The 25,209-nt window shown below is 61.6% G+C and carries 24 protein-coding genes, 1 tRNA gene and 1 pseudogene; 11 read left to right on the top strand and 15 right to left on the bottom strand.

Annotated features, from left to right (window positions below; all coding sequences use genetic code 11):
* Window positions 1–119 precede the first annotated feature (119 nt).
* Window positions 120–347: a hypothetical protein gene (locus MA884_RS22375; RefSeq protein ID WP_256232555.1), complete on the bottom strand. Its 228-nt coding sequence runs from the start codon at window positions 345–347 to the stop codon at window positions 120–122.
* A 234-nt stretch (window positions 348–581) separates the two neighbouring features.
* Here MA884_RS22375 and MA884_RS22370 point away from each other — a divergent pair.
* The 3 genes from MA884_RS22370 to MA884_RS22360 all read left to right on the top strand — a co-directional run bounded on the left by MA884_RS22370 (window position 582) and on the right by MA884_RS22360 (window position 1,366).
* Window positions 582–657 (top strand) — tRNA-Asn (locus MA884_RS22370).
* Between the two features lie 242 nt (window positions 658–899).
* A complete protein-coding gene (locus MA884_RS22365) occupies window positions 900–1,094 on the top strand; it encodes a hypothetical protein (protein ID WP_256232554.1) in 195 nt (64 codons plus the stop codon).
* Between the two features lie 89 nt (window positions 1,095–1,183).
* On the top strand, window positions 1,184–1,366 hold the full coding sequence (locus MA884_RS22360) for a hypothetical protein (RefSeq protein WP_042728350.1): 183 nt from the start codon (window positions 1,184–1,186) through the stop codon (window positions 1,364–1,366).
* Here MA884_RS22360 and MA884_RS22355 read toward each other — a convergent pair.
* A complete protein-coding gene (locus MA884_RS22355; RefSeq protein WP_256232553.1) occupies window positions 1,363–2,424 on the bottom strand; it encodes an AI-2E family transporter in 1,062 nt (353 codons plus the stop codon). The genes MA884_RS22360 and MA884_RS22355 overlap by 4 nt on opposite strands.
* A 146-nt stretch (window positions 2,425–2,570) precedes the next feature.
* On the opposite strand from MA884_RS22355, the gene yegQ reads away from it, so the two are divergent.
* Complete coding sequence (gene yegQ / locus MA884_RS22350) at window positions 2,571–3,896, top strand: tRNA 5-hydroxyuridine modification protein YegQ (protein ID WP_256232552.1); 1,326 nt, start codon at window positions 2,571–2,573, stop codon at window positions 3,894–3,896.
* A gap of 280 nt (window positions 3,897–4,176) precedes the next feature.
* Here the strand turns inward: yegQ and MA884_RS28100 are convergent, their stop codons facing one another.
* From MA884_RS28100 to MA884_RS22320, 7 genes and pseudogenes are all read right to left on the bottom strand, one after another.
* Window positions 4,177–4,932: a methyl-accepting chemotaxis protein gene (locus tag MA884_RS28100; protein ID WP_371134800.1), complete on the bottom strand. Its 756-nt coding sequence runs from the start codon at window positions 4,930–4,932 to the stop codon at window positions 4,177–4,179.
* Window positions 4,933–5,034: 102 nt separating this feature from the next.
* A pseudogene (locus tag MA884_RS28095) lies at window positions 5,035–5,856 on the bottom strand (cache domain-containing protein); the annotation flags it as partial.
* A gap of 239 nt (window positions 5,857–6,095) precedes the next feature.
* Window positions 6,096–7,412 (bottom strand): Na+/H+ antiporter NhaC family protein, encoded by a 1,317-nt coding sequence (locus tag MA884_RS22340; protein ID WP_256232558.1) that lies wholly within the window; start codon window positions 7,410–7,412, stop codon window positions 6,096–6,098.
* 278 nt (window positions 7,413–7,690) lie between these two features.
* On the bottom strand, window positions 7,691–9,004 hold the full coding sequence (locus MA884_RS22335) for an ATP-binding protein (protein WP_256232550.1): 1,314 nt from the start codon (window positions 9,002–9,004) through the stop codon (window positions 7,691–7,693).
* Entirely contained in the window at window positions 9,001–9,669 is a 669-nt protein-coding gene (locus MA884_RS22330) for a response regulator transcription factor (protein ID WP_047229265.1), read from the bottom strand. The genes MA884_RS22335 and MA884_RS22330 overlap by 4 nt, the downstream gene beginning before the upstream one ends.
* Complete coding sequence (locus MA884_RS22325; protein WP_256232549.1) at window positions 9,669–9,980, bottom strand: PepSY domain-containing protein; 312 nt, start codon at window positions 9,978–9,980, stop codon at window positions 9,669–9,671. Before MA884_RS22325 ends, MA884_RS22330 begins: the two co-directional genes overlap by 1 nt.
* Window positions 9,980–10,285: a PepSY domain-containing protein gene (locus tag MA884_RS22320; protein ID WP_256232548.1), complete on the bottom strand. Its 306-nt coding sequence runs from the start codon at window positions 10,283–10,285 to the stop codon at window positions 9,980–9,982. The genes MA884_RS22325 and MA884_RS22320 overlap by 1 nt, the downstream gene beginning before the upstream one ends.
* Before the next feature lie 154 nt (window positions 10,286–10,439).
* Here MA884_RS22320 and MA884_RS22315 point away from each other — a divergent pair, with 154 nt between their 5' ends.
* From MA884_RS22315 to codA, 5 genes are all read left to right on the top strand, one after another.
* Window positions 10,440–11,519 carry a patatin-like phospholipase family protein gene (locus MA884_RS22315; RefSeq protein ID WP_256232547.1) on the top strand — a complete coding sequence of 360 codons (1,080 nt, stop codon included), beginning with the start codon at window positions 10,440–10,442 and terminating at the stop codon, window positions 11,517–11,519.
* Window positions 11,520–11,602: 83 nt separating this feature from the next.
* A complete protein-coding gene (queD, locus tag MA884_RS22310; protein ID WP_256232546.1) occupies window positions 11,603–11,959 on the top strand; it encodes a 6-carboxytetrahydropterin synthase QueD in 357 nt (118 codons plus the stop codon).
* Between the two features lie 78 nt (window positions 11,960–12,037).
* Complete coding sequence (locus MA884_RS22305) at window positions 12,038–12,868, top strand: alpha/beta fold hydrolase (protein ID WP_256232545.1); 831 nt, start codon at window positions 12,038–12,040, stop codon at window positions 12,866–12,868.
* A gap of 217 nt (window positions 12,869–13,085) precedes the next feature.
* Window positions 13,086–14,357: a cytosine permease gene (codB, locus tag MA884_RS22300; RefSeq protein WP_256232544.1), complete on the top strand. Its 1,272-nt coding sequence runs from the start codon at window positions 13,086–13,088 to the stop codon at window positions 14,355–14,357.
* A 14-nt stretch (window positions 14,358–14,371) separates the two neighbouring features.
* Entirely contained in the window at window positions 14,372–15,619 is a 1,248-nt protein-coding gene (gene codA / locus MA884_RS22295; RefSeq protein WP_256232543.1) for a cytosine deaminase, read from the top strand.
* 174 nt (window positions 15,620–15,793) lie between these two features.
* On the opposite strand, the gene MA884_RS22290 is transcribed toward codA, so the two are convergent.
* Window positions 15,794–16,786 carry a diaminopimelate epimerase gene (locus MA884_RS22290; protein WP_256232542.1) on the bottom strand — a complete coding sequence of 331 codons (993 nt, stop codon included), beginning with the start codon at window positions 16,784–16,786 and terminating at the stop codon, window positions 15,794–15,796.
* A 176-nt stretch (window positions 16,787–16,962) separates the two neighbouring features.
* Here MA884_RS22290 and MA884_RS22285 point away from each other — a divergent pair, with 176 nt between their 5' ends.
* On the top strand, window positions 16,963–18,114 hold the full coding sequence (locus tag MA884_RS22285; RefSeq protein WP_256232541.1) for an MFS transporter: 1,152 nt from the start codon (window positions 16,963–16,965) through the stop codon (window positions 18,112–18,114).
* A gap of 194 nt (window positions 18,115–18,308) precedes the next feature.
* Here MA884_RS22285 and MA884_RS22280 read toward each other — a convergent pair whose 3' ends face one another.
* From MA884_RS22280 to MA884_RS22265, 4 genes are all read right to left on the bottom strand, one after another.
* Window positions 18,309–20,747, bottom strand: a complete 2,439-nt coding sequence (locus MA884_RS22280; RefSeq protein WP_256232540.1) for a TonB-dependent receptor — start codon at window positions 20,745–20,747, stop codon at window positions 18,309–18,311.
* A 98-nt stretch (window positions 20,748–20,845) separates the two neighbouring features.
* Window positions 20,846–21,829: a FecR family protein gene (locus tag MA884_RS22275; RefSeq protein WP_256232539.1), complete on the bottom strand. Its 984-nt coding sequence runs from the start codon at window positions 21,827–21,829 to the stop codon at window positions 20,846–20,848.
* Window positions 21,830–21,866: 37 nt separating this feature from the next.
* Entirely contained in the window at window positions 21,867–22,367 is a 501-nt protein-coding gene (locus tag MA884_RS22270; protein WP_256232538.1) for a sigma-70 family RNA polymerase sigma factor, read from the bottom strand.
* 204 nt (window positions 22,368–22,571) lie between these two features.
* On the bottom strand, window positions 22,572–23,717 hold the full coding sequence (locus tag MA884_RS22265) for an MFS transporter (RefSeq protein WP_256232537.1): 1,146 nt from the start codon (window positions 23,715–23,717) through the stop codon (window positions 22,572–22,574).
* A gap of 95 nt (window positions 23,718–23,812) precedes the next feature.
* Here MA884_RS22265 and MA884_RS22260 point away from each other — a divergent pair, with 95 nt between their 5' ends.
* Complete coding sequence (locus MA884_RS22260) at window positions 23,813–24,577, top strand: helix-turn-helix transcriptional regulator (protein ID WP_256232536.1); 765 nt, start codon at window positions 23,813–23,815, stop codon at window positions 24,575–24,577.
* A gap of 12 nt (window positions 24,578–24,589) precedes the next feature.
* On the opposite strand, the gene MA884_RS22255 is transcribed toward MA884_RS22260, so the two are convergent.
* A complete protein-coding gene (locus MA884_RS22255; protein WP_256232535.1) occupies window positions 24,590–25,030 on the bottom strand; it encodes a carboxymuconolactone decarboxylase family protein in 441 nt (146 codons plus the stop codon).
* Window positions 25,031–25,209 lie beyond the last annotated feature (179 nt).

Raw genomic sequence — 25,209 nt, 5'->3', positions numbered from 1 at the left:
CTTTTGATCTTTCGCTTGAGATTCAAGTGTCAGGGGAAAGATCGCAGCCTCGTTGCACTCGACAGCTCCTACGCCCCAGCGGGAGCAAGCTCCCTCGCCACAAAAGCAACTCGTCGAAGTTACAACTCCGTCGCCCGCTGGCTCGCGGCATCGTCGTAGATCACATACAACGACTCGGCAATCTGGCTCTTGATGGCCTTGACGCTCTCCAGCCCCAGGACAAAACCCTCGGCCTTGCCGCCAGCACGGTTCAGTTCATCGGCCGTACTGGCCTGGGTGATGGCGTCGTAGAGTTTCTCGGCGTGCGGCCCCACGCCCTTGGGCAAGCTGATCTGGGCGGTGCTCATAGGCGCACCTCGGTGTGGCTGCCTGTGTGAAGCGGTAACAGATGATTCATGGCGCAAACCTTTGTTTGGCGAATGGCCGGCAGCGCGTCCAGCCACTTCCGGGGGCCCATGGTAGCCCTCTCCCGCCTTTGCGGTAACCGCTAATCACCGATTAATCGCCAACGGACCCGAGGAACGCGCCGGCCGGCAAGAGAAGCTTGACTTCTCTTTTCCAATCAGTAACATACGCGTCATTCCGCGATAGCTCAGTTGGTAGAGCAAGTGACTGTTAATCACTGGGTCCCTGGTTCGAGTCCAGGTCGTGGAGCCAGACAGCAGCAAATCAAGCCCCTGAATTGAAAGATTCAGGGGCTTTTTTGTGGGCAAAAAAAGTGTTGATGATTGAAAAAGCCTGCCGATGTCGTTGCCGGAACAATCAGTCCGGCCCGAACAGGCATCATGGTCTGAATCCTGCTTGAATTTGTCAGGCCCGACTGTCACGCATGTGTCATGGCAACGCCGCAAACTAGCGTTGTCCGCCTACAACATCTCCATAACAACAAGGACGAAGGTATGCCCACGCAGAATCCCCATCGCAACATCGATCTGTGTACCTCCAGCAAGGTGTACAACGCGCTGACTGAACTCAAGCACCTGGAAGGCCACCGCAGCGCCAAGTTCCTTTCGCTGCTGGCGGAAAATCTGGTGCGCAAGGGCGTACTCAACGAGCAGGAAGTGGTGCACATGCTCGATCTGGTCGTCGATTGAGCGGCATCGATTCCTACTATTGAAGCAGTTGATTTTTCCTCATCCCCACTGAGTCGTAAGGTAACCCCATCGATTGATGGAGGTTTCCCATGCCCAAGGTTCAAATCATGTCTGTCATTGGCAGCGCCGTACCCGCCCCGCTCAGAGAGCGGGGTCTGTTGGCCTGCTGGTATCTGGTGCAGGACGGCGTCACCATCAGCGGTCCGCTGACTTCACTGCCCGCCGCCCAGGCCATGTCACAGCGCATCGGCCCTTATCTGCTGACGGCCTAAGGCAGTCGCACCCGCGGCTTGCTTTCGACGAACAGCGCCCAACACGACATGAACAGCGCGGCGATCAGCGGGCCGATCACAAATCCGTTCAGCCCGAATACCGCCAGCCCGCCCAAAGTCGAGACCAGCACCATGTAGTCAGGCATCTTCGTATCCTTGCCCACCAGGATCGGACGCAGGAAATTGTCCACCAGACCAATGACGAATATCCCGAACAGGGTCAATACCACGCCCTGCCAAACGGCCCCCGAGAGCAGGAAATACAAGGCCACCGGCGCCCAGACAAGGCCCGCGCCCACGGCCGGCAACAGCGATAGAAAGGCCATCAGCACCGCCCAGAGCAATACCGTCGGAATTCCCAGGATCCAGAAAATCAGCCCACCCAGCGCCCCTTGGGTGATGGCCACCAGCAGATTACCCTTTACGGTGGCCCGCACAACCCGGTTGAATTTCAACTGCAAGCGACGCTTCTGGTACTCAGCCAGTGGAACGGCGGTGCGCACCTTGCGCACCAACTCAGGGCCGTCACGCAGGAAAAAGAACAGCAGATAAATCATGACAAAGAAGCTCACCAAGAATTGAAACGTGCCTTGGCCGAAGCTGAACGCCTGGGTGGCGAAGAATTCGCTGCCTTGCATCGCGCCTTTGACGATCCGCTCTCGCAGCCCGTTCAGGTTACCCAGGCCGAAACGGTCGAGCAGGCTCTGGAAGTAAGGCGGCAAGGCGTCCCGGAAACGGGCCAGGTAATCGGCAATGTCCAACTCTCCGCTTTCCAGGCTCTTGTATAACGCCGCCCCTTCCTGGACCAGCAACGTACTGATGACGATCACCGGCAAGATCGCGATCACCACGCAAATACTCAATGTCAGCAGCGACGTGAGGTTGCGCTGCCAGCCGAGTTTCAATTGCAGGCGGCGCTGCATCGGCGCAAAGACGATCCCCAGGATCACTGCCCAGAACACGGCGCCATAAAACGGCAGGAGAATCCAGATGAAAGCGATGGTGACCAGAATCAACAGCAGCATCTGGGACTTGTCTTGCAGGCTCTTTCGGTTCATTTCCTTTCCATATCCTTGGCGCGATAAACGTTAGTCAGCCAGGATTCGCCGGAGTGCCTTCGCCTTCGCTCCCTGTGTTGATCCAGATCAATTGCGCCTGGAGCGTCGTGACGTACGCTCGGCGCTTTTTGCGATCCGACGCCACCATGCCCTTCGTTGCCCCCGAACTGCTCGCCCCCGCCGGCACCCTGAAAAACATGCGCTATGCCTTCGCCTACGGTGCCGACGCGGTGTACGCCGGCCAACCGCGCTACAGCCTGCGCGTGCGCAACAACGAATTCGACCACGCCAACCTGGCCTTGGGCATAGGCGAGGCCCAGGCCCTGGGGAAGCGTTTCTATGTGGTGGTGAACATTGCCCCCCACAACGCCAAGCTGCGCACCTTCCTCAAGGACCTGGAACCTGTGATCGCCATGGCGCCGGATGCGCTGATCATGTCCGACCCCGGCTTGATCATGCTGGTACGCCGACATTTCCCGCAGATGCCGATTCATCTGTCGGTGCAGGCCAACACGGTGAACTGGGCAAGCGTCGAGTTCTGGCAACAGCAGGGCTTGAGCCGCATCATCCTGTCCCGGGAGCTGTCCCTGGAGGAAATCGCCGAAATCCGTGAGCAGGTGCCGGCCATGGAACTGGAGGTGTTCGTCCATGGGGCGCTGTGCATGGCTTATTCGGGACGCTGCCTGCTGTCGGGCTACCTGAACCGGCGCGACGCCAACCAGGGCAGTTGCACCAACGCCTGTCGCTGGAAATATTCGGCGCAACCGGCGCAGGAAAACGCGGCGGGCGATATCGTGCAAACCTGGCCAGCCGAACCGACCCTGGGCCTCGGCGCGCCCACCGACCAGGTATTCCTGCTCCAGGAAGCGAACCGTCCGGAGGAGTTGATGCCGGCCTTCGAGGACGAGCACGGCACCTACATCATGAACGCCAAGGATCTGCGGGCCGTGCAACACGTGGAACGGCTTGCCCGCATGGGCGTGCATTCCTTGAAGATCGAAGGCCGGACCAAGTCGCACTTTTATTGCGCACGCACCACCCAGGTGTATCGCCGGGCCATCGACGACGCCGTGGCCGGCCGGGAGTTCGATCGCAGTCTGATGGCCGATCTCGAATCCCTGGCCCAGCGCGGATACACCGAGGGCTTTCTACGGCGGCATGTTCATGATGAGTACCAGAACTATCAGAACGGCAGTTCGGTGTCGGAGCGCCAGCAGTTCGTCGGCGAACTGACCGGCCAGCGGCGCGAGCGTCTGGCCGAAGTCCGGGTCAAGAACCGCTTTGGCCTGGGCGATCACATGGAATTGATGACCCCCAAGGGCAACTTTCACTTCGACCTGCATCAGTTGCAGAACGCCAACGGCCAGGGCATCGACGTGGCACCGGGAGACGGGCATGTGGTGTACGTGCCGATTCCCGATGCGGTGGATCTGCGGTTCGGGTTGTTGATGCGCGATGTTCGAGAGGCATAGCGCCTGCACGGGCCCGAAAGACGTTCCCGATTAATGCAGACACCGCCAAACAACTGTGGGAGCGAGCCTGCTCGCGATAGCGCCTTCACAGTCAACATCGTCATTGACTGATCTACCGCCATCGCGAGCAGGCTCGCTCCCACAAGGTGGTGTTTGCCTGCGTCCGGCAGGAACTGCCGAAGGCTGCGATCCTCTTTTCCCGATAGGGCCCGGTTGCCCAGGCGAAATATCCGGATCGAGAGCGAAAGATCGCAGCCTTCGGCAGCTCCTGCTGCACAGGTCAGATGCGGAACTGCCCCACCAGTTTGCCCAGGCGCTGGCCCAGGTCGGCGAGGCTGCGGGAGGTCTGGGCACCGAGTTGGGTTTCGTCGGCGACACTGTCCACCGCCACGGCGATCTGGTGCACGCTGCGGTTGATTTCTTCGGCCACGGCGGTCTGTTCTTCAGCAGCGCTGGCGATCTGGGCGTTCATCGAGTTGATGGTGCCGATCAACTGCGCCATGGTGTCCAGGGACGCCCCCGCCTCGTTGGCCTGCACTGACGTGCCATCGCCCGCTTCGCTGGAACGGCGCATCGCTTCCACCGCCGCGTGGGTGCCCGATTGCAGGCGATCAATCATGCCCTGGATTTCCTGGGTACTTTGCTGAGTCCGGCTGGCCAAGGCCCGCACTTCATCAGCCACCACGGCAAAACCGCGTCCCGCTTCCCCGGCACGAGCGGCCTCGATGGCGGCGTTCAGCGCCAACAGGTTGGTCTGCTCGGCGATCGAGCGAATCACTCCCAGTACGCTGACAATCGAAGCCACGTCCTGTTGCAAGCTGTCTAGGGACACGCCGCTGCTGCGAATATCGTTCACCAAGGCATGAATCTGCTGGATGCTGCCGGCCACCACACGCTTGGCGGACTGGCCTTCCTCGTCGGTCTGCTGGGCCGCGACGGCGGCGCCTTGGGCACTGCGAGCCACTTCCTGGGCCGCCGAAGACATTTCGTTGATCGCCGTGGCGACCTGGTCGGTTTCGTGACGCTGACGCTCCATGGCCTGCTCGGAGCGCTGCGCCTGCTCGGAAACCTGCGCCACCAGCCCAGTCAGTTGCGAAGTCATTTCAGTGATCTGCCGGACCAGACCGTGAATCTTGTCGACAAATCGGTTGAACGAGCCGGCCAGTTGGCCGAGTTCGTCCTGGCTGGTGATCGCCAGGCGTCGGGTCAGGTCGCCCTCGCCCGCCGCGATGTCATCGAGGTTGTCTTTCATCAGGTGCAGCGGCCGCAGGATGGCATTGGCCAGCAACATGCCCACCACCGCAATCACCAGCAATACCACGACAGCGATACCCACAATGCTCAGCAGAACGCCTTGCAGACGTTCTTGAACCTTGCCCTCAACCAGTGCTACCTGAGCTTCAATGCCGTCCAGGTTGACCGAGCTGCCGACCGCCATGTCCCACTTGGGCAGGTAGTCGGTGTAGCCGAGCTTTGGCACCAGTTCTTTACTGTTTGGCAGTGGAGAGCTGTATTCCAGATAGTGGGTCCCGTCCTTGGCGACTTTCACCAGGTCACGGTTGACATAGACACCGTTGGGATCACGGTTGTCCTTGAAGTTTTTGCCCACGCCGTCGGGGCTGTCGGCCTTGAACAGACGAACAGTCTCCGAATCGTAACCGAAGAAGTAGCCGTCCTTGCCGTAGGTGACGTTCGACAGCAGCTTGATCGCCTCGGCCCGCGCGGCGTTATCCCCGGGTGCCGACGCATCGTACAACGGCTTGATGGCGGTAAGCCCCACCGCTACGTAGTTCTGCAGCGTAGCCTTGGCATCGCGGAGCAGGCGTTCGCGGGTTTGCTGGACCTCTTTGCCGGCCTGTTCCTTCAGAATGAAGGCCGTGGTCAGGCTGATGATAACGGCGGACAGCAATACAGGCAGTATTGCCAGGGACAGAACTTTAGCCTTCAGGCTCAGGCGCATACTGTTCACTCTTGTCGGTTTTATGGCGTGGTTAACTGTGTTAACGGCACGGCGCGGGAAAACTGTAGGACAAGGTGAGGGGGCTTTCGCGAGTGGTCAGCTAAAGAGGTGCTGAATTGAGGGCCCTATCGCGAGCAGGCTCGCTTCCACAGGGATCAGAAGAGTTCACGGGTTTCGTGTTCACAGAAGATCCAATGTGGGAGCGAGCCTGCTCGCGATGAAGGTGACTCGGTCCCGGGTTACAACACCATCGCCGCGACCCAGCCAAACACCAGCAGCGGCAGGTTGTAATGGATGAAGGTCGGAACCACGGTGTCCCAGATGTGATGGTGCTGGCCATCGATGTTCAGGCCGGAGGTCGGGCCCAGGGTCGAGTCCGAAGCGGGCGAGCCGGCATCGCCCAGAGCGCCGGCGGTGCCGACAATGCAAACGATCGCCAGCGGGCTGAAGCCCAGTTGCAGGCACAACGGCACGAAAATCGTCGCCAGGATCGGCACCGTGGAGAACGATGAACCGATGCCCATGGTCACCAGCAAGCCCACCAACAACATCAGCAGTGCGCCGATGCCCTTGTTATGGCCGATCCAGGTCGCCGAGGTTTCCACCAGGCTCTGGACTTCACCTGTAGCCTTCATCACTTCGGCAAAGCCTGAGGCGGCGATCATGATGAAACCGATCATCGCCATCATCTTCATGCCTTCGGTGAACAGGTCGTCGGTTTCGCGCCAGCGCACCACCCCCGATACCGAAAAAATCAGGAACCCGACCAGGGCACCGATGATCATCGAATCCAGCAGGAGTTGAATGGCAAACGCCGCCGCGATCGCCAGCCCCGCCACCAACAGGCTCAACGGGTTATAGCGCACGGTTACCTGTTCGGCCCTGGCGATTGTTTTCAGGTCGTAGACGCGTTTTTTGCGGTACGTGAAAAACGCCATGACCAAGCCAAACACCATGCCCAGCGCCGGAATGCCCATGGCGTGGGTGATGTTGATGCCACTGACGTCCACGCCGCTGCGGGCGACGTTGGCCAGCAGGATCTCGTTGAGAAAGATATTGCCAAAGCCCACAGGCAGGAACATGTAGGGCGTGATCAAGCCAAAAGTCATGACGCAGGCGATCAACCGACGGTCCAGCTGCAGCTTGGTCAGCACATAAAGAAGCGGCGGTACCAACAGCGGGATGAAGGCGATATGGATCGGCAGAATATTCTGGGAGGCGACCGCTACCGTTCCCAGCAAGCCGATCAGGACCCATTTGACCGCCGAGCCACCGGCGACGTCCTGGCGATCCACCATGGCCAAGGCTTTGTCGGCCAGGGCGTGAGCCATGCCGGACTTGGCAATCGCGACGGCGAAAGCGCCAAGCAAGGCGTAGGACAAGGCCACCGTTGCCCCGCCCCCGAGGCCCGCATTGAACGCCTTGAGCGTGGCGTCGATGCCCAGTCCGCCAGTCAGGCCGCCCACCAGAGCACCGATAATCAGCGCTATCACCACATGCACGCGGGACAGACTAAGCACCAGCATCACGCCAACCGCGGCAATTACTGCATTTATCATCATTACCTCAAAGCACAGCGATGGAGAGCCACCGGACAAAAAGGTCGCGACTTTGCAGGAAGCGGCGAGAAGCTGCAAGGGTCATGCGGCGGGTTTTATATCCGCAGCCGATCCACCTGTGGGAGCGGGGTCCACCGATATCTTGAGTCCAGCCCCAAAACCAATGTGGGAGCGAGCCTGCTCGCGATGGCGATCTGTCAGCCGGTATTGATGTGACTGAACCGGCGCTATCGCGAGCAGGCTCGCTCCCACAGGGGCTACGAGCGAATGAGAGATCAGCGTTTGGGCAATCCGATCGTGACCTTCAGCCCGCCCCATTCGCTATCGCCCAGCGCCAGCGTCCCGCCCCAGGTGTCGACGATGTCCCGCACGATGCCCAGCCCCAGGCCGTGGCCGTCGGTCTGCTCATCGAGCCGCGTGCCCCGGCTGAAGACCTGATCGCGGCGGTCTGCGGGAATGCCTGGCCCATCATCCTCCACCGCCAGGCTGAACTCCTCGGCCGTCTCGGTCACGGTCAGGCGCACTTGCGCGTCGGCCCATTTACAGGCGTTGTCCAGCAGGTTGCCCAGCAGCTCCAGCAGGTCTTCACGATCCCAGGGCAGGTGCAGGCCGGGCGGTGCGACATAAGCCAAGTGCAAGTGCTCACCATGGATCATGTTCAGCGTGGCCAGCAGCGCCGGCAGTTCCGCGTCGCAGTCAAGATGGGCGCCGGGCAAGGCATCGCCGGACAGTCGGGCGCGGTTGAGTTCGCGGTTCAGGCGCTGACGGACCTGCTCCAGCTGTTCGAGCAACAGCTTGCGCAGCTCGGGGTAAGGATCGAGTTTTTCATTCGAGGCCAGGCTTTGCAGCACCGCCAGCGGAGTTTTCAGGGCGTGCCCCAGGTTGCCCAGGGCGTTGCGCGAACGTTTGAGGCTGTCTTCGGTATGGGCCAGCAAATGGTTGATCTGCGCCACCAGCGGTTCCAGTTCCCGGGGCACCTGTTCATCGAGTTGCGAACGTTGCCCGCGCTGCAATTGGGCGATCTGCTCCCGGGCTTTGTCCAGCGGGCGCAACGCGCGGTGCACCGTAATGCGTTGCAACAACAGAATCAGCAGCAGCCCCGCCACCCCGAGACCGAGACCGATCTGCTGCATGCGCAGGAAACTGTCCCGCACGGGTGTGTAATCCTGGGCCACGCTGATGGAAATCGCCTGGCCCAGACGCCGATAGTCGGTGCGCAGTACCAGCAGTTTCTGACCGTCAGGCCCCAATTGCAGGTTGCTGTGCAGCCCCGGATGGTCGAGACGGGGCAACTCCTGGTCCCACAGGGAGCGAGAGCGCCAATGCGTATCGGCAAAATCAATGCGGAAATAATGCCCGGAAAACGGTCGCAGATAGGCCGGCGACAAGCGTCGTTCATCCAGTTGCAGGCCTTGCGGACCACGCACCAGGGCGACCAGCAGGTTCTCGCTGTCGTTGCGCAGCCCCGCCTCCAGATACCGCTGCAAACCCAGCTCGAACAGCCACAGACTGGTCTGCGCCAGGACCAGGCCGACCACCACCATTACACCAATCAGGCCAAGGCTCAGGCGCCGCTGGATCGATCTCACTGCGCCTGCCCGCCGAACAGGTAACCCTGGCCGCGACGGGTTTCGATCACGCTGCGGCCCAGCTTGCGCCGCAAGTGATTGACATGGACTTCCAGCACATTGGAATCGCGCTCGGTTTCACCGTCATACAGGTGTTCGGCAAGATGACTTTTGGAAAGAATCTGCTCGGGATGAAGCATGAAGTAGCGCAGCAGGCGAAACTCGGCCGCGGTCAGTTGGATTTCGGTGCCGTCGCGGCTCACACACTGGCGACCTTCATCCAGATGCAGCCCGGCCGCCTGGAGCGTCGGCTGGTTGGCCTGGCCATGGGAGCGGCGCAGCAGCGCCTGGATCCGCAGGTGCAGCTCTTCGGGGTGAAAGGGTTTGGTCAGGTAATCGTCGGCCCCGGCCTTGAGGCCCTCGATGCGTTCGGCCCAGGAACCGCGGGCGGTCAGGATCAGCACAGGCGTGCTCAGCCCGCCGGCGCGCCATTGGGCCAACACTTCCAGCCCCGGCACACCCGGCAAACCGAGATCGAGGATGATCAGGTCATAAGGCTCGCTGCTGCCCTGATAAACCGCGTCGCGACCATCGGCGAGCCAGTCGACGGCGTAACCCTGCCGCGTCAGCCCGGCCATCACTTCGTCGGCCAGGGGAACATGATCTTCCACCAGAAGCAGGCGCATCAGTCTTCCTTATCTTTGAGTAAACGGCCGGTCGCGGCCTCCAGGTCCAGTTCGCGCACGACGCCGTCGGTAGCCAGCAACTCGACTTCATAAATATAGACGCCGTGTTTTTCTTCCAGCTCAGCCTCCAGCAGTTTGGCGCCGGGGTGGCGATCCAGCGCCTGTTGCAGCAAGTGCTCCAGAGGCAGGATCACGCCCTGCTGCCGCAATTGCAGGGCCTCATCCTGATCCAGGTCGCGGGCAACGGCCAGCGAACAGAACACCAGCAGCGCCAGCGCCCAACGGCTGCGGGGGCATAAATTAAGCGTCATTACAGATCCTGATGATTCTTGAGCACCTTGCCGTCAACCGCGTCCAATTCAAGTTCCCACTCAACGCCCTGGGCATCGCGCAGCTCCACTTGATAGATGTACTTGCCGTACTCTTGTTCCATCTCGGTATCGGTCAAGGTAGCGCCAGGGTGTTTGGACAAGACGGTGGCATTGAGTTTTTCGACGGACAGGATGGTACCAGCGTCCTGCAGTTTTTTGGCTTCGTCGGTCGTAAGGTCTCGTGCGCTGGCCAGGCCACTGATGGCCATCAGGGTCGCGATGAAAAAGGCAGTCAGGCGGTTCATGGATTGTCTCCTTTTTTGTAATCTTCACCGGGGAACTGTATCGGGGCGAACTTAACTGAAACTGAATTGCCATCATTGAACCACAACCCCTTGCAGGCTCGCTCCCACAGGGGTTGATGTCGTTAAATTATTCGTTGCACCATTCGAGACCGGTATGACCGCCATCCACATCAAGTTCCCCGCCCTGACCCTCAAAGCCGGCCCTCATGCTCTGGCACGCATTCGCCAGGCTGGCCTGAACGCAGCCGATGTCGGCATTCTGCCGGGCGCCGCCGGTGGCCCCAAGGCCTTGGGCATTCAGGGGCTGGACCTGGCGCTGTTCGGCGAGTGGCTGCCCGCCGCGCCCCGGGAGCGCTCGCTGATCGGTGCTTCGGTCGGCTCCTGGCGCTTCGCCAGCGCCTGCCTGCCGGATGCCGCCGAGGGGATCCGGCGCCTGGGCACGCTGTACAACGAGCAAAGCTTTGCCAAAGGCGTGACGATGGCCGGGGTCAGCCAGAGTTCGCAGCGCATGCTCGATGATCTGCTCCAGGGCCGGGACATGTCGATCCTCGACAACCCGCATTACCGGCTCAACATCATGGTGGTCAAAAGTCACGGCTTGCTGGCCCAGGATCATCGCGGGCGCCTCGGCCTGGGATTGTCGTCGGTGATCGCTGACAACCTGCGAGGCCGAGCGCGCCTGTCGCGGCATTTCGAGCGGCTGATCGTCCACGACCCACGCCGGGCGCCGCCGTTGCACCCGTTGAACGACTTTCCGTCACGCTTCGTCCCGCTGGAGGCCGGCAATCTGCGCCAGGCGCTGCTGGCATCGGGCTCGATCCCGATGGTGATGGAGGGCGTGCGTGACCTGCCCGGGGCGGGTGCCGGCACCTACCGCGACGGCGGCCTGTTGGACTACCACCTGGACCTGCCCTACAGCGGCGAGGACATCGTGTTGTATCCACACTTTACCGACCGGGTCATTCCTGGCTGGTTCGACAAGGGCCTGCCATGGCGCCGGGGAAATACCGAGCGTCTGCAGAACGTGCTGTTGCTGGCGCCGTCCCGTGAATACCTGGCGCGCCTGCCCTTCGGCAAACTGCCGGACCGTAACGACTTCAAGCGTTTCATGGGCGATGACACGAGCCGCCGCAAATACTGGCGCACAGCGATGGACGAAAGCCGCCGGCTCGGTGACGAGTTCCTTGAGCTGGCAGCCAACGGTGGGCTGGGCGGGCGTTTGCTGACCCTTTAGTCAGCACGGTCGCGCAACGCCGGAACCAAACTGATAAACTCCGCCGCCTGCCTCGCGACCGCTACCTTAAAGAGCCTGAACCTGTGGAAATTTTCAAAGAATTCACCTTCGAATCCGCCCACCGCCTGCCCCACGTGCCGGACGGTCACAAGTGCGGCCGCCTGCACGGCCACTCATTCAAGGTGGCGATTCACCTGAGCGGCGATATCGACCCGCACACCGGCTGGATTCGGGACTTCTCGGAGATCAAGGCGATCTTCAAGCCGCTCTACGAGCGCCTGGACCACAACTACCTCAACGACATCCCCGGCCTGGAAAACCCCACCAGCGAAGTCCTGGCCAAGTGGATCTGGAATCAGTTGAAGCCATTGTTGCCGGAACTCAGTGCCATTCGCATCCATGAGACCTGCACCAGCGGTTGCATCTACCGCGGCGAGTAACCGGGCCACAGGGACCTGTGGCATTGGCTTTTTTTGTGTCTATGCTTTTTGGCTCGAACATGCCAAGAGGACGCGACCATGAGCCACTGGCCCCTGGATCACGAATACAACTTCAACGGACACCGCATCCGCTACGCCGTCCACGGTGACGGCCCGCCGCTGGTGTTTGTCCACGGCACGCCCTTCTCTTCCTACGTGTGGCACCGTATCGCCCCGCTGTTCTTCGCCACTCACAAAGTGCATTACTTTGACCTGCTGGGTTACGGCCAATCGGCACAACCGGACGCAGATGTTTCCCTTGGCGTGCAAAACCAGTTGCTCGCGCAGTTGCTGGAGCACTGGGGCCTGGATTGCCCGGACGTGGTGGCCCACGATTTTGGCGGCGCAACCGCCTTGCGCACGCACCTGCTCAACGGCAGGCACTACCGCAGCCTGACCCTGATCGATCCGGTGGCGCTGTCGCCCTGGGGTTCACCCTTTGTCCAGCATGTGCGCCAGTATGAAGCGGCGTTCAGCGGCCTGCCCGATTACATTCAGCGGGCCATCGTGCCGACCTATATCCGAGGGGCGATCAACAGGCAGATCCCGGATGAAGAACTGGCGCCGTACGTGCAGCCCTGGCTGGGCGAGACCGGCCAGGCCGCGCTCTATCGGCAGATCGCGCAGATGGACGAACGCTATACCCGCGAGGTCGAGCCACTGTATTCAACCGTGCGCTGCCCGACGCAGATCCTGTGGGGGGAGGACGACCAGTGGATCCCCATCGAACGCGGTCGTGCGCTGCAACGGATGATACCGGGCGCACAGTTTCATCCCGTTCCCAATGCCGGGCATTTGGTCCAGGAAGACGCGCCGGAGGCCATCGTCGCAGCGGTGTTGCGGTATCTAGCGTTGCACTCCCCGACCTGAAGAACGCTGCATTACCCTGTGGGAGCGGGCTTGCTCGCTCCCACAGGGAAACCGCATAGGCAGCGGAACCTGTGTTCCAACTTGAACCACCACCGCACCGCTTTCGTTCTCTTCACTCACCAAATCCCACGGATTGGCTATAAATAACCTCGCGATCACTCGCTTGGCACGGGCGCTGCACGCTTGCGACATCTCCCTCCTGCGCAAGGACCTCCACATGACTCAAAACGATCCGGGCAACGACTATCCCTTGAGCGAAGTCCCGATGCATGCCCGCAAGGGCCTGGCCTCCACGGCCATGGTGCTGCTGGGCTTCACCTTTTTCACCGCCACGATGTTTGCCGGTGGCAAGCTGGGGGTGGCGTTCGGTTTTGCCGAAATGCTCACGGTCATCGTGATTGGCAATCTGCTACTGGGCCTGTACGCCGCCGGCCTGGGTTATATCGCCTTCAAGAGCGGGCTCAATTCGGTGCTGATGGGTCGCTTCTGTTTCGGTGAGGTGGGCAGCAAGCTCAGCGACTTGATCCTGGGCTTCACCCAGATCGGCTGGTACGCCTGGGGCACGGCGACGGCGGCAGTGGTACTGGGCAAGTATTTTGATTTGAACGAAGGCACCGTGCTGGGGCTGATGGTGCTGTTCGGCCTGGGGTTCTGCGTTACCGCCTACATTGGTTATCGCGGACTGGAGATCCTGTCGTACATCGCCGTACCGGCCATGATGTTGCTGCTGATGTTGTCGATGTGGGTCGCGACAGTAAAGGTCGGCGGCCTCGATGGCTTGCTGGCAATAGTGCCAACGGGCAGTCTCGATTGGTCCACCGCCATCACGCTGGTGTTCGGCACGTTCGTCAGCGGCGCCACCCAAGCGACCAACTGGACGCGGTTTTCCCGCTCGGCGAAGATCGCGGTGCTTGCAAGCCTGATCGGCTTCTTCATCGGCAACGGCTTGATGGTATTGATCGGCGCCTACGGAGCCATCGTCTATCAGCAGCCGGACGTGGTGGAAGTGCTGCTGTTGCAAGGCTTCGCCATGGCGGCGATAGCGATGCTGCTGCTCAACATCTGGAGCACCCAGGACAACACCATCTACAACTTCGCCGTGGCCGGCTGCAACCTGCTGCGCACCCGTCGGCGCAAAACCGTGACCCTGGGCGGCGCGGCGATCGGCACGCTGCTGGCCCTGCTGGGCATGTACGATCTGCTGGTGCCTTACCTGATTTTGCTGGGCACGGTGATCCCGCCCATTGGCGGAGTGATCATGGCCGATTTCTTCTTCCGCTGGCGCGGCCGCTATCCGCGTCTGGCCGAAGCGCAGCTACCAGCCTTCAACTGGCCGGGGCTGGTTGCGTATGGCGCAGGCACCCTCGCTGCTTTCAATTCACCTTGGGTTGCGCCACTGGTAGGAATCGCCACCGGCGCGCTAACGTATGTGATATTGATCGGCCTATTGGGAACTCGCGCCGCCGATACCCCCCTACAGGATCTTTGAGAAGGACTCGCTTGATGCACATCATCAACGCCCGCCTGCGCAACCGCGAAGGCTTGCATGAATTGCACCTGGAAAACGGCCTGATCGCCAGCATCGCTCGCCAGACCGAAGCCCCGAGCCTCGGTGCGCAAGACCTCGACGCCGGCGGTAATCTGGTAGTGCCGCCCTTCGTCGAACCGCACATTCATCTGGATGCGACCCTCACCGCCGGCGAACCACGCTGGAACATGAGCGGGACGCTGTTCGAGGGCATCGAGTGCTGGGGCGAACGCAAGGCCACCATCACCCAGGAAGACACCAAGGCCCGCGCCAAAAAAACCATCCAGGCGTTGGCCGCCCACGGCATCCAGCATGTGCGCACCCATGTCGACGTCACCGATCCTGATCTCACCGCCCTCAAAGCGATGCTTGAAGTGCGCGAGGAAAGTCGTCACCTGATCGACCTGCAGATCGTCGCGTTTCCCCAGGAAGGCATCGAGTCCTACCGCAACGGCCGCGAGCTGATGGAAGAAGCGATCCGCATGGGCGCCGATGTGGTGGGCGGCATTCCGCATTTCGAGTACACCCGGGATCAAGGCGTAAGCTCGGTGAAATTCCTGATGGACCTGGCCGAACGCACCGGCTGCCTGGTGGACGTGCATTGCGACGAAACCGACGACCCGCACTCGCGCTTTCTCGAAGTGCTGGCCGAAGAAGCCCGCAGCCGCGACATGGGCGCCCGCGTCACCGCCAGCCACACCACCGCCATGGGTTCCTACGACAACGCCTACTGTGCCAAGCTGTTTCGCCTGCTCGGGCACTCGGGCATCAGCTTTGTTTCCTGTCCCACCGAAAGCATCCACCTGCAAGGGCGTTTCGATAACTTCCCTAAACGCCGCGGCGTCACCCGGGTCAATGAACTGCTCGAAGCAGGGATGAACGTGTGCTTCGGCCAGGACTCCATCGTCGACCCGTGGTACCCCCTGGGCAACGGCAATATCTTGCGGGTGCTGGAAGCCGGCCTGCACATCTGCCACATGCTGGGTTATCGCAACCTGCAAAGCGCCCTGGACCTGGTCACCGACAACAGCGCCAAGGCCATGGCCCTGGGCGAGCGCTACGGCCTGGAACCCGGGCGCCCGGCGAACCTGCTGATCCTCTCGGCCGACAGTGACTACGAAGTGATCCGCAGCCAGGGCCTACCGCTTTACTCCATTCGCCATGGCGAAGTGCTGATGAAGCGGCAGATGCCGGTGGTGGAGTTTGGCGTTCAGCCAGGCTGAGGTCATCGCGATAGCGGTGGTTCAGTTGCATTGATGCTGGATGTGCCTGCGTCATCGCGAGCAGGCTCGCTCCCACAGTGGAGCGGGGCCGTACGCGCATTTTTGTGCCCGCTGAAGATCGAATGTGGGAGCGAGCCTGCTCGCGATGGCGTCATTGACTGCGGCGCAGATCGTCTATGACACAGCCCGTGCTACACCAAACAACCTGACCCTCACCAGCTCACCCGCCTGTTCTTCCAGCAAAATCGGTGCAGTGCCGCCAGGCATCACCACACTCACCGCCCCCGCCGTCACCCAACCCACTTGCCACGCAGCGCAAGCCACCGCACTGGCACTGGTGCCCGAAGAAGCGGTGGGACCTTCGCCCCGCTCAAACACCCGGGCGGCGATTCGCCCTTCGGCCTCGAGCCAGGCCCATTGCAGATTCACCCCCGCCGGACAGGGAACCCCCGACCCACAGGGCGGTGCATAGGCAATGCGCGTCAGGCTGTGCGCCAATGCCGGGGCACGCATCTGCGGGTTGCTTGGCAACGTCTCGGCGCTGTCCACCAGGGTCACGCAGTGCGGATTGCCAATGTTCACGAACTGACTGCTGCCCCAGGCCGGATTCAAAGCATCAAGCGCAGCCACGCGGCTGACTTCGCGCTGGTTGACGAGCACGCTTTCCATGTCTTGAGCACCTACAGCGCCGGGCCCGAAACGTGGTTTACCAAGGTCCAGCCAGAAGCCCGAGAGACCTTCGAACTCAGCCACGCGAACCGCCGTTTGCAGCGGTGACACGCCTTTACGCTTGTCGTGATGAACCTGTAGGACACACTCGCCGTCGCCCGGCATCAAGCCTTGCTCTTTGAGCGCCTGGGAGAAAATCGTCAAGCCATTGCCACTGCGCTCGGCCAGGGTGCCGTCGGTGTTGACGATCAACAGATCGAAAGGTGGCTCACTCTGGAACGGGCCGATCAACAAACCATCGCTGCAATGAGCCTTGGCATCCGGCGGCGCCTGGCCAGGTGCCCAACTACAGAAGGCCTGCACCGCGGCGCGGCTCCAGGTTTGGCGGGCCTGGGCAGCCTGGGCGGCTGACGGCGCCAGGTCAATGCCGCGGGCACGAATCTGCTGCGGTGAAACAACGCCATAGATGTTGCCGCGTGCATCATAAAACTGCGTCATGGATCAAACCCGGAATCAGCCAGCAAGAGCGGTACTTTATGCCGGCCAAGGCTATGACATCAAAGCCTACCCGCAACGCATGCGCATCGGTCGGCACCTTGAGGTCGCGGTGCGGTCAGTGGATGTGCAAGCATAGGCCCGCTCGCACCATCGCATCGCAAGACCAAGGACGTTTCATGACTGCCATTACTCCTCCGCCAACCTTCATTCCCGGACGCCTGGAACAGATGTCCACACGCATCGCCTATCTCATCGCCGGTGTCGGGATCGCGGCCTGGGCGCCGCTGGTGCCTTACGCCAAGGTGCGGGCGAACCTGGACGAAGGCACTCTCGGGTTGCTGTTGTTATGCCTTGGGGTCGGGTCGATTCTGGCGATGCCGATTTCCGGCGCACTGGCGACGCGGTTTGGCTGCCGGCGGGTGCTCAGTGGCGGGACGATTCTGATCTGCCTGGCGTTGCCGCTGCTGGCGACGATGACGTCCCTGCCCTGGCTGGTGGCGGCTTTGTTTTTGTTTGGCGCCGGCCTCGGCACCGTGGACTCGACCGTCAACCTGCAGGCGGTGATCGTCGAGCGGGCCAGTGGCAAGACCATGATGTCAGGCTTTCATGGCATGTTCAGCCTCGGCGGGATCATTGGCGCGGCCGGTGTGAGCGCGCTGCTCGGTCTCGGCCTTTCGCCGCTGGGCGCGACGCTGGTGGTTAACGCATTGCTGCTGGTGGCACTGTTCAAAGCGGCACCGCACCTGCTGCCCTATGGCAGTGAAAGTTCGGGACCGGCGTTTGCCATTCCCCACGGCGTGGTGCTGTTTATCGGCATCCTGTGTTTCATCGTGTTCCTGGCCGAAGGCGCGGTACTGGACTGGAGCGCGGTATTCCTGACCGCCGAGCGCGGCGTGGAAACCGCCTATGCCGGGCTCGGCTATGCCGCGTTCGCGCTGACCATGACCGTCGGCCGGTTGACGGGAGATTCGGTGGTGCATCGCCTGGGCGCCAAACGCGTGATTATCTATGGCGGCGCGACCGCCGCGGCCGGGTTCCTGCTGGCAACGCTGGCGCCAATGTGGCAGGCGGCGCTGTTGGGGTATGCGTTGGTCGGGGCCGGGTGTTCGAACATCGTGCCGGTGTTGTACACCGCGGTCGGCAAACAGACGCTGATGCCGGAAGCGATCGCCGTACCGGCCATCACCACCATCGGCTACGCCGGCATCCTCGCAGGCCCGGCGCTGATCGGATTCGTCGCCCATGGCAGCAGTCTGAGCTTTGCGTTCGGCTTGATTGCGCTGTCGTTGGTGGCGGTGGCGGTCAGTGGGAAAGTGTTGAGGGTTTGAGGCGTTACACCCCTCTCTGTGGAAAGGAGATTTATCTGTGGCGAGGGGATTTATCCCCGTTGGGCTGCGAAGCAGCCCTAAAATCACCAACTCGGTGTGTCAGGCAGATTGAGTCTGCCGCTTTGGGTCTGCTGCGCAGCCCAGCGGGGATAAATCCCCTCGCCACAGGAGTACGCGTCAATCCTGGTTGTTCATCAGAACCCTACACTCGCCTGCACAAAAAACGTACGTGGCGCGCCGACGTAGATACCCGAGTTGTTGTCGCTGGAGCGGGTGTAGTACTGATGGTCGAACAGGTTCTTCACCCCGGCGCCGACCTTCAGGTTCGATAGTTGCGAACCGAAGTCGTAGCCAGCGCGCACATTCCAGAGCACGTAACCCGGCATGTCACCGTAGCGTCCATCGGCGCTGCCGTCGGTGATGTAGTCGTCGCTGAAGCTGCCGTCGGGGTTCACGCTGTTACCGGGTGAACGTTGCTTGGACTGGGCGAAGGCATCGAGGTTGTAAGTCCAGCGATTGATCTCATAACGCAACCCCAGGTTCGCCACCTGACGCGAGTAGAACGGCAGGTCACGGCCCTTGAAGCTCGGAATATCGCCTTCATAAGTGGCACGGGTGTAGGTGAAACCGGCATTGGCGCTCAGGCCTTCCAGGCGCGGGTCCAGCGCGGCCATGTCGTAATGCACCGAAGCTTCCAGGCCCTGGTGTTTGGTGGCGCCCATGTTGGTCCAGCCCACGTCGTTGCTGATGTACTGCAACTCGTCGTCGAAGTCGATGTAGAACAGCGTCACTTCCCCGCCCCACACGTCATCGTTGTAGCGCGTACCGATCTCGTAGGTCTTGGCTTTTTCCGGGTTCAGGCCGTTGGCGGTGTTGTTGCCATCGCCGCCCTGGCCGAGCTGGAAATATTGCAGGCTGCCGAACGACGTTTCGTAGTTGGCGAACAGTTTCCAGGCATCGGACAGGTGATACATCACACTCAAGGCTGGCAGCGGTTCGTTGCTGTCGATGCTACGGCGCTTTTCCTGCACCGGATTGCCAGCGGTGCCGAGCACCGGGCGGTCGTGCCATTGGGTGCTGATGCGTTCGAAGCGGATGCCCGGGGTGATGGTCCACTGGCCGACATCAATCTTGTCATCGATATAGACCGCATGGGCTTCGGTGCCGCCAGTGCGGTCCTGATAGACGTGACCATCGGACCCCGGCCGCACCACCGGCTGGTTATCGCGCAGCGCCAGGCGGCTGGCCTCTTCGTGCATGCCTTCCTTGAGGTAGCGATAACCGACGCTGGCCTCCTGGGTGGTCGAGCCCAGATCAAACACATGGGACACCCGCGGTTCGATGCCGAAGGTGTAGTAAGTGCGCGGGTAGGATGCCAGGTTGCGCTGGTCCCGAGAGGCGATGGTGCTGCCACGGTAGCTGTCGGAATAATAGGTCAGCACTTCGGCCTGGGTGCGGTCGCTGATCTCACGGATCCACTTGAACGACACGTCCTTGCGCCGGCCAGCGAAGTTGTCCCAGTCACGGTCGGACTGATACGGGTCCGCGTCGTATTGCGCCTGGGTCAGGCCGCCGGGCATGTCAGCCTTGGCGTCGTAGTAATGGAAGTTCAGGGAGAAGTCGTCCACCTCGGTGGGCGCCCAATGGGTCTTGAGGATGACGTCGTCGATGTCATTGTCGTTGTTGCTGCGGCGATAGCCATTGCCGTTGACCCCCGAATACAGGAGCGCAACGCCCATGCCGTTATCGGCCGTGCCGCCGAGAAAGGCTGTGTCGATGTGCTTCCAGCCACCGCGCTGGGAGGTTTCCAGGGTGGTGCCGATTTCACCGGTGGCTTTTTCCGGAATGGCGCGGGTCACGAAGTTGATCACGCCGCCGACGTTCTGCGGCCCGTAACGCACGGACCCGGCACCGCGCACCACGTCGATGCTGTCCAGGTTGCCCGCAGAAATCGGCGCCATGGACAGTTGCGGCTGACCGTATGGCGCGAACGCCGCCGGCACGCCGTCGATCAGCACTGTGGAGCGGGGCGACAGGCGCGAAGTGAGACCGCGCACACCGACGTTCAGGGAGATGTCGCTGCCGCCGGTGCCATTGGCATCCTGCACTTGCACCCCCGGCACCCGCCGCAGCACATCGCCGACGTTCATCGCCCCCTGCTCCACCATCGCTTCGCGGCGGATTACCGTGCGCGCGCCCGCGTGGTTCTGCACCACTTCGGCATTGGCATCGCCAAGCCAGTCACCGACCACCTGGATGTCGGTGGCCCCCAGTTCCAGCGGGCCGCCAGTGGACGCCGAGGGTGCCGGCAGCACGGTCACCGAACCTTCATCGATCTGGTATTGCAGGCCGCTGCCTTGCAGCAGTTGGCCCAGGGCCGCTTCTGGGGACAGGTTGCCATCCACCGCCGGGGCTTGCTTGCCGGCCACCAACTCCGGGCTGAAGAACACTTGCAAAGCGGTCTGCTGGCCGAGCTGGCTCAAGGCTGGGCCCAGTGGTTGTGCCTGGATGTGAATGGACGTGGCCGTCTGATCGGCGAAGGCCTGGGGCAATGCGGCACTGACGGCCAGGGTCAGGGCCAGCGGCAGCCAGCGGGCGGGGGCGCGGTTGTTGTTTTTGAAGGTGGTTTTCACGTCGAACCTTGTCCTGTTGAATCGCAAGAATACGCGTCTGTTAATGCAAACCAGTTGCAGTTGGACAAGAAGACGAAGAACTCGAAAAAAACCTGAATTTACCGGGCAATTATTTCCTGGCTGCCGTCATCCAGGGTGCGCACGGCCACCGGCAGGATGTTCGGCAAAGCCTTGAGCAGCGCCTCGGGGTTATCGGCGCGAAACACGCTGGTCAGGCGCAGGTTGCCCACCGCCGCGCTGCCGATGCGCAGGGGCGTAGCGCGATAACGGGAAACCTCCCGGGCGACTTCGCTCAAGAGAGCGTTGTTGAACACCAGCTTGCCGTGGCGCCAGGCGGTGAGTTCATCGGCGTTGATGCCATAAGGTGCGGCGACCTTGCCCTGGGCGTCGATACGAGTACCAAGGCCGGCCGTGAGGCTGACGAACTCGGCCTGTGACGCGTCGCGCCCCTGGACCTTGACACTGCCCTGCTCCACCGCCACCCGGGTTGAGTCGGTATCGCGGCGCACATCGAAGCGCGTTCCGGTCACCGTCACCCGGCCGTTGCCCGCCTCCACCGTAAACGGCCGGCCGGCGTCATGCTCGACGCGGAACAACGCCTCGCCTTCGGCCAGTTCCACGCGCCGTTGATGGTGGGCGAACTGAATACGCACGCGGCTGCGGCTGTTGAGGTCGATCACCGAACCGTCCGGCAGCGCGATATGCCGGCGCTCGCCCAGGGCCGTGGCAAATTCACCGCTGTAATCGCTGGAAGCACCCAAGCCGCTGAACAACCCCAGCCCGACCGCCACCGCCAGCAGCCCGGCGGCCACGGCGAAGCGCAGCAGCGGTCGACGCTTGGAACGTTTGGCGGGTGGTTCGCACAACGCTTGCAACCGTTCCTTGGGCAGCAGGTCCGTGGCGCTCCAGATCCCCTGTAGAAGCAGAATTTCGTCGCGGTGATTAGGGTGTTCGTCCAGCCAGGCCTCGTAACGCTGGCGCTCATCGACACTCATGGCGGGGGCTTGCAAACGCACGAACCACTGCGCCGCCTCGTCGCGAACCCGGTTCTGTCCGCACGGGCATTCACGGTTATCCATCATGGAAGGTCCTGTGGCTCAGGTGGAAGATGACGACGGATCATTGGCCAGCCCCGTCCAGACGATCGCGCAGATGCCGCAGGGTGCGGATCATATACTTTTCCACCATGTTTTTTGACAGGCCCAGGCGCTCGGCGATTTCTGCCTGGGTCAGACCTTCGATCTTCTGCCAGACAAACACCGTACGGCAATTGGCCGGCAGCTCGGCAAGCGCCCTTTCGATGGAGTCTGCCAGCTGGATCGCGTGCATGAAGTGCTCCGGGTCGCCCGAAAGCGACTGGCTATGGTCGAGCGCCTCCTCCTCCATGGCGCCTCGCCGATCTTCGCGCCGATAGCCATCCACCGCAATGTTGCGCGCCGTCTGGTGCAAATAGGCCCGTGGTTGCTGGACATCGGCCGAACCGGACTCGAGCACCCGCACGAAAGTATCGTGGGCCAGGTCCTCGGCCTGCTGGCGATTGCGCAGGCGACGGGTCCATGTGCCGATCAACTCTTCGTAATGCTCGAAAAAGCCAGGTCTGCGGGGCGGCTGGGGGGTCATCGCACTGCGCTGTGAGGACGGGGCGTGAATAGTAATGCTTCCTATTAAGCCGAAGCAAACCTATTACGGTGCCTGTCGTCCGAAGCTTCAAAGCTGAGCATTAAATCTATGTGGGAGCAAAGCTTGCTCGCGATGGCGGTGTGTCAGTCAATGGTGCATGGACGGTTGGACCGCTATCGCGAGCAAGCTTTGCTCCCACAGGCTTTACGTTGAATCACAGATTGGTTTCCCGACCTGCGGCACCGTCAAGCACACCGCCAGCGTGCCGCACGCAATCAAGGTCCAGCCCAGCGCCTGCGACCAGGCGGCAAGCATCAACGCGCCGCCGATCAACAGGTAATAGAACAATCCGAACAGTGCGCCAGCCGTACCCAGGCAGTCACGGTAATGAACCAGCGCGGCACCGAGCACGTTGGGTATCGCCATGCCAAAAGCGAGCACGACCAAAAGCATCGCCGCCACAAAACCACCCGTGTCGAGCAGGCCCTGAACGATCACCCCGCCCACCAACAGCAGCATCGCCGCCAAGGTCGATAAGTGACTACCGGCGAAACCCCGCGCAAGCAGCCGCTTGTTCAGCCACGCCCCCAGACCCGAACCCAACGCCAGAATCACCCCGCTGTAGCCGAACAGCTCAGGACTCAACCCGAGCCGTTCGAACTGGAACGGAGCGAGGTTGTAGTAGCTGAACAGGGCGACGTTGAATGCCGCCACCAAAAACGACGAGCGCCAGATGACCGGGTCCTTCAGCATGCGCCACAGAGTCGTCAACAAGGGTTGCGGCGGGACACGGACCGCAAGCGTCTCGGGCAAGGATCGCGCGCTCCACAACAGTAGAATCAGCGACAGCATCAACAGGCCACCGAGTGTGCCTTGATAGCCAAAGAAGCGAACCAGGCTGGCACCGCTGGACAAACCGATCGCCGGGCTGGCCGCGAGGGCGATGCCAATCATCGAAAAAACCTTGCCCAGTTCTGCGCCCTGGTAGCGATCACGCAGAATCGTCTGGGTGACCACCGACCCGACCGCCGCGCCAAACGCAGCCAGCGCCTGGACGGCCAGCAATGCGTCGAAGGTATCGACGTTCAGGCCCAGCACCGTCCCTAGCGCATACAACGCCAACCCACCCATCATGGCGGGCCTACGGCCGATGCGGTCACAGACGCGCCCCCACACCACCACGCCCAAGGCGAATCCCAGGAAAAATACGGACAACATCTGCGCCGCCATTTCGGCGCTGACGGCAAAGGTCAGGCTGATGTCTGCCAATGCAGGGCTATAGAGGGTCTGGGCAATTTGCGGAAACATCACCAAGGCAATCGCCAGGCCGAGGAACGGACGAGAAGTCATGAGCACGCTCGTTAGGAAAACGACGAGCAGTCTACGAAGACAGGACTGTCGTATTATCCAAAGTCTGACAACTGATCCTTGAAATCGGACAACTTATGGCTTGGCTCGGCGCTCACGCCCGGTTCGACCCCGACTGTCATAGCGCGCCGGTCATCGGCATCGCAGCGACGCTGGGGCACCACGATTCCGGCCTGCACCAGCATCAACGCGGGCAACTGCTATTTACGCGACAGGGCTGCGCGCGCATCACACTGGCGCAACAGCTGTGCCTGCTGCCACCGTCGCGAGCTGCCTGGATTCCACCGCTGACGCCCCATCGGGCGGTGATGCAGCAGAGCGTGGATTACCGATCGATCTACCTGACGGCGACGCTGTGCGCGGACCTGCCTTCACGCGTTTGCATCATTGAGGTCTCGCCGCTGCTGCACGCCGTACTCGAGCCGATCACCGACGCGGCGTTCGACAGCGACTGGGCCCAAGGTCGCAACCTGCACTTGCTGGGGTTGTGTCTGAACGAAATCCGTGAGGCGGCAGAACAGCCGATGCTGCTACCGCTGCCTCAGGACAAACGCCTCACGCCTTTGCTCACAACCCTGGACCACCTGCCACCAACATTGGCGGTGCTGGAGCAAAAGATCGGTGCCAGCGGCCGAACCATCGGACGGATCTTTCAACGGGAAACCGGCATGGGTTATCAACAGTGGCGCCAGCAATGGCGCCTGATGCGCGCCATTGAACTGCTCGCCACCGGGCGCAGCCTGAGCTACAGCGCCTTTGACCTGGGCTTCGCCAGCGATAGCGCTTTCATCGCGTTCTTCAAGCACATGACCGGTAGCACACCGCGGGCCTATCTGGGCTGATAACCGCTGGACTCACGCCTCAGGCATCTTGCGAAAGCCCACCGCCAAGCGGTTCCAGCCATTGATGGCGTTGATTGCCACGGTCAGGTCGACCATTTCCTTGGGCGTGAAATGCTGGTTCAGCAATTCGTAGTCGGCGTCTGGTGCATGGGTGTCGCTCAAGCGTGTCAGCGCTTCGGTCCAGGCCAGCGCGGCGCGTTCGCGAGGGGTGAAAAACGGGGCTTCGCGCCAGGCGGTCACGGCATACAGGCGGCGTTCCGTTTCACCGTCCTTGCGGGCATCGGCGGTGTGCATGTCGATGCAGTAGGCGCAACCATTGATTTGCGAGGAGCGCAGCTTGACCAGTTCCACCAGGGATTTTTCCAGGCCCAGTTTCGAAGCAGCGGTTTCGAACGCCAGCATGGCTTTGTAAGCTTCAGGGGAAGCGGTGTAGAAATCGATACGCGGTTGCATGATGAACTCCAGCACAATTGGGTGTGGCGCTACGTTAGCCTCCCGGTGGCGCGGTACAAATAGCCAATTGTTGGGAAGTTCGGGGGGCCAATGGAGGCAGACGTCGGGTTTACCCTATGAAGGAAGGGATTGCCCCCTGTGGCGAGGGAGCTTGCTCCCGCTCGGCTGCGCAGCAGTCG

Origin of the sequence: Pseudomonas sp. Q11 (assembly GCF_024494355.1) — a bacterium.
Classification (GTDB): domain Bacteria; phylum Pseudomonadota; class Gammaproteobacteria; order Pseudomonadales; family Pseudomonadaceae; genus Aquipseudomonas; species Aquipseudomonas hefeiensis.
This window is presented reverse-complemented; position numbering and strand designations above follow the sequence as displayed.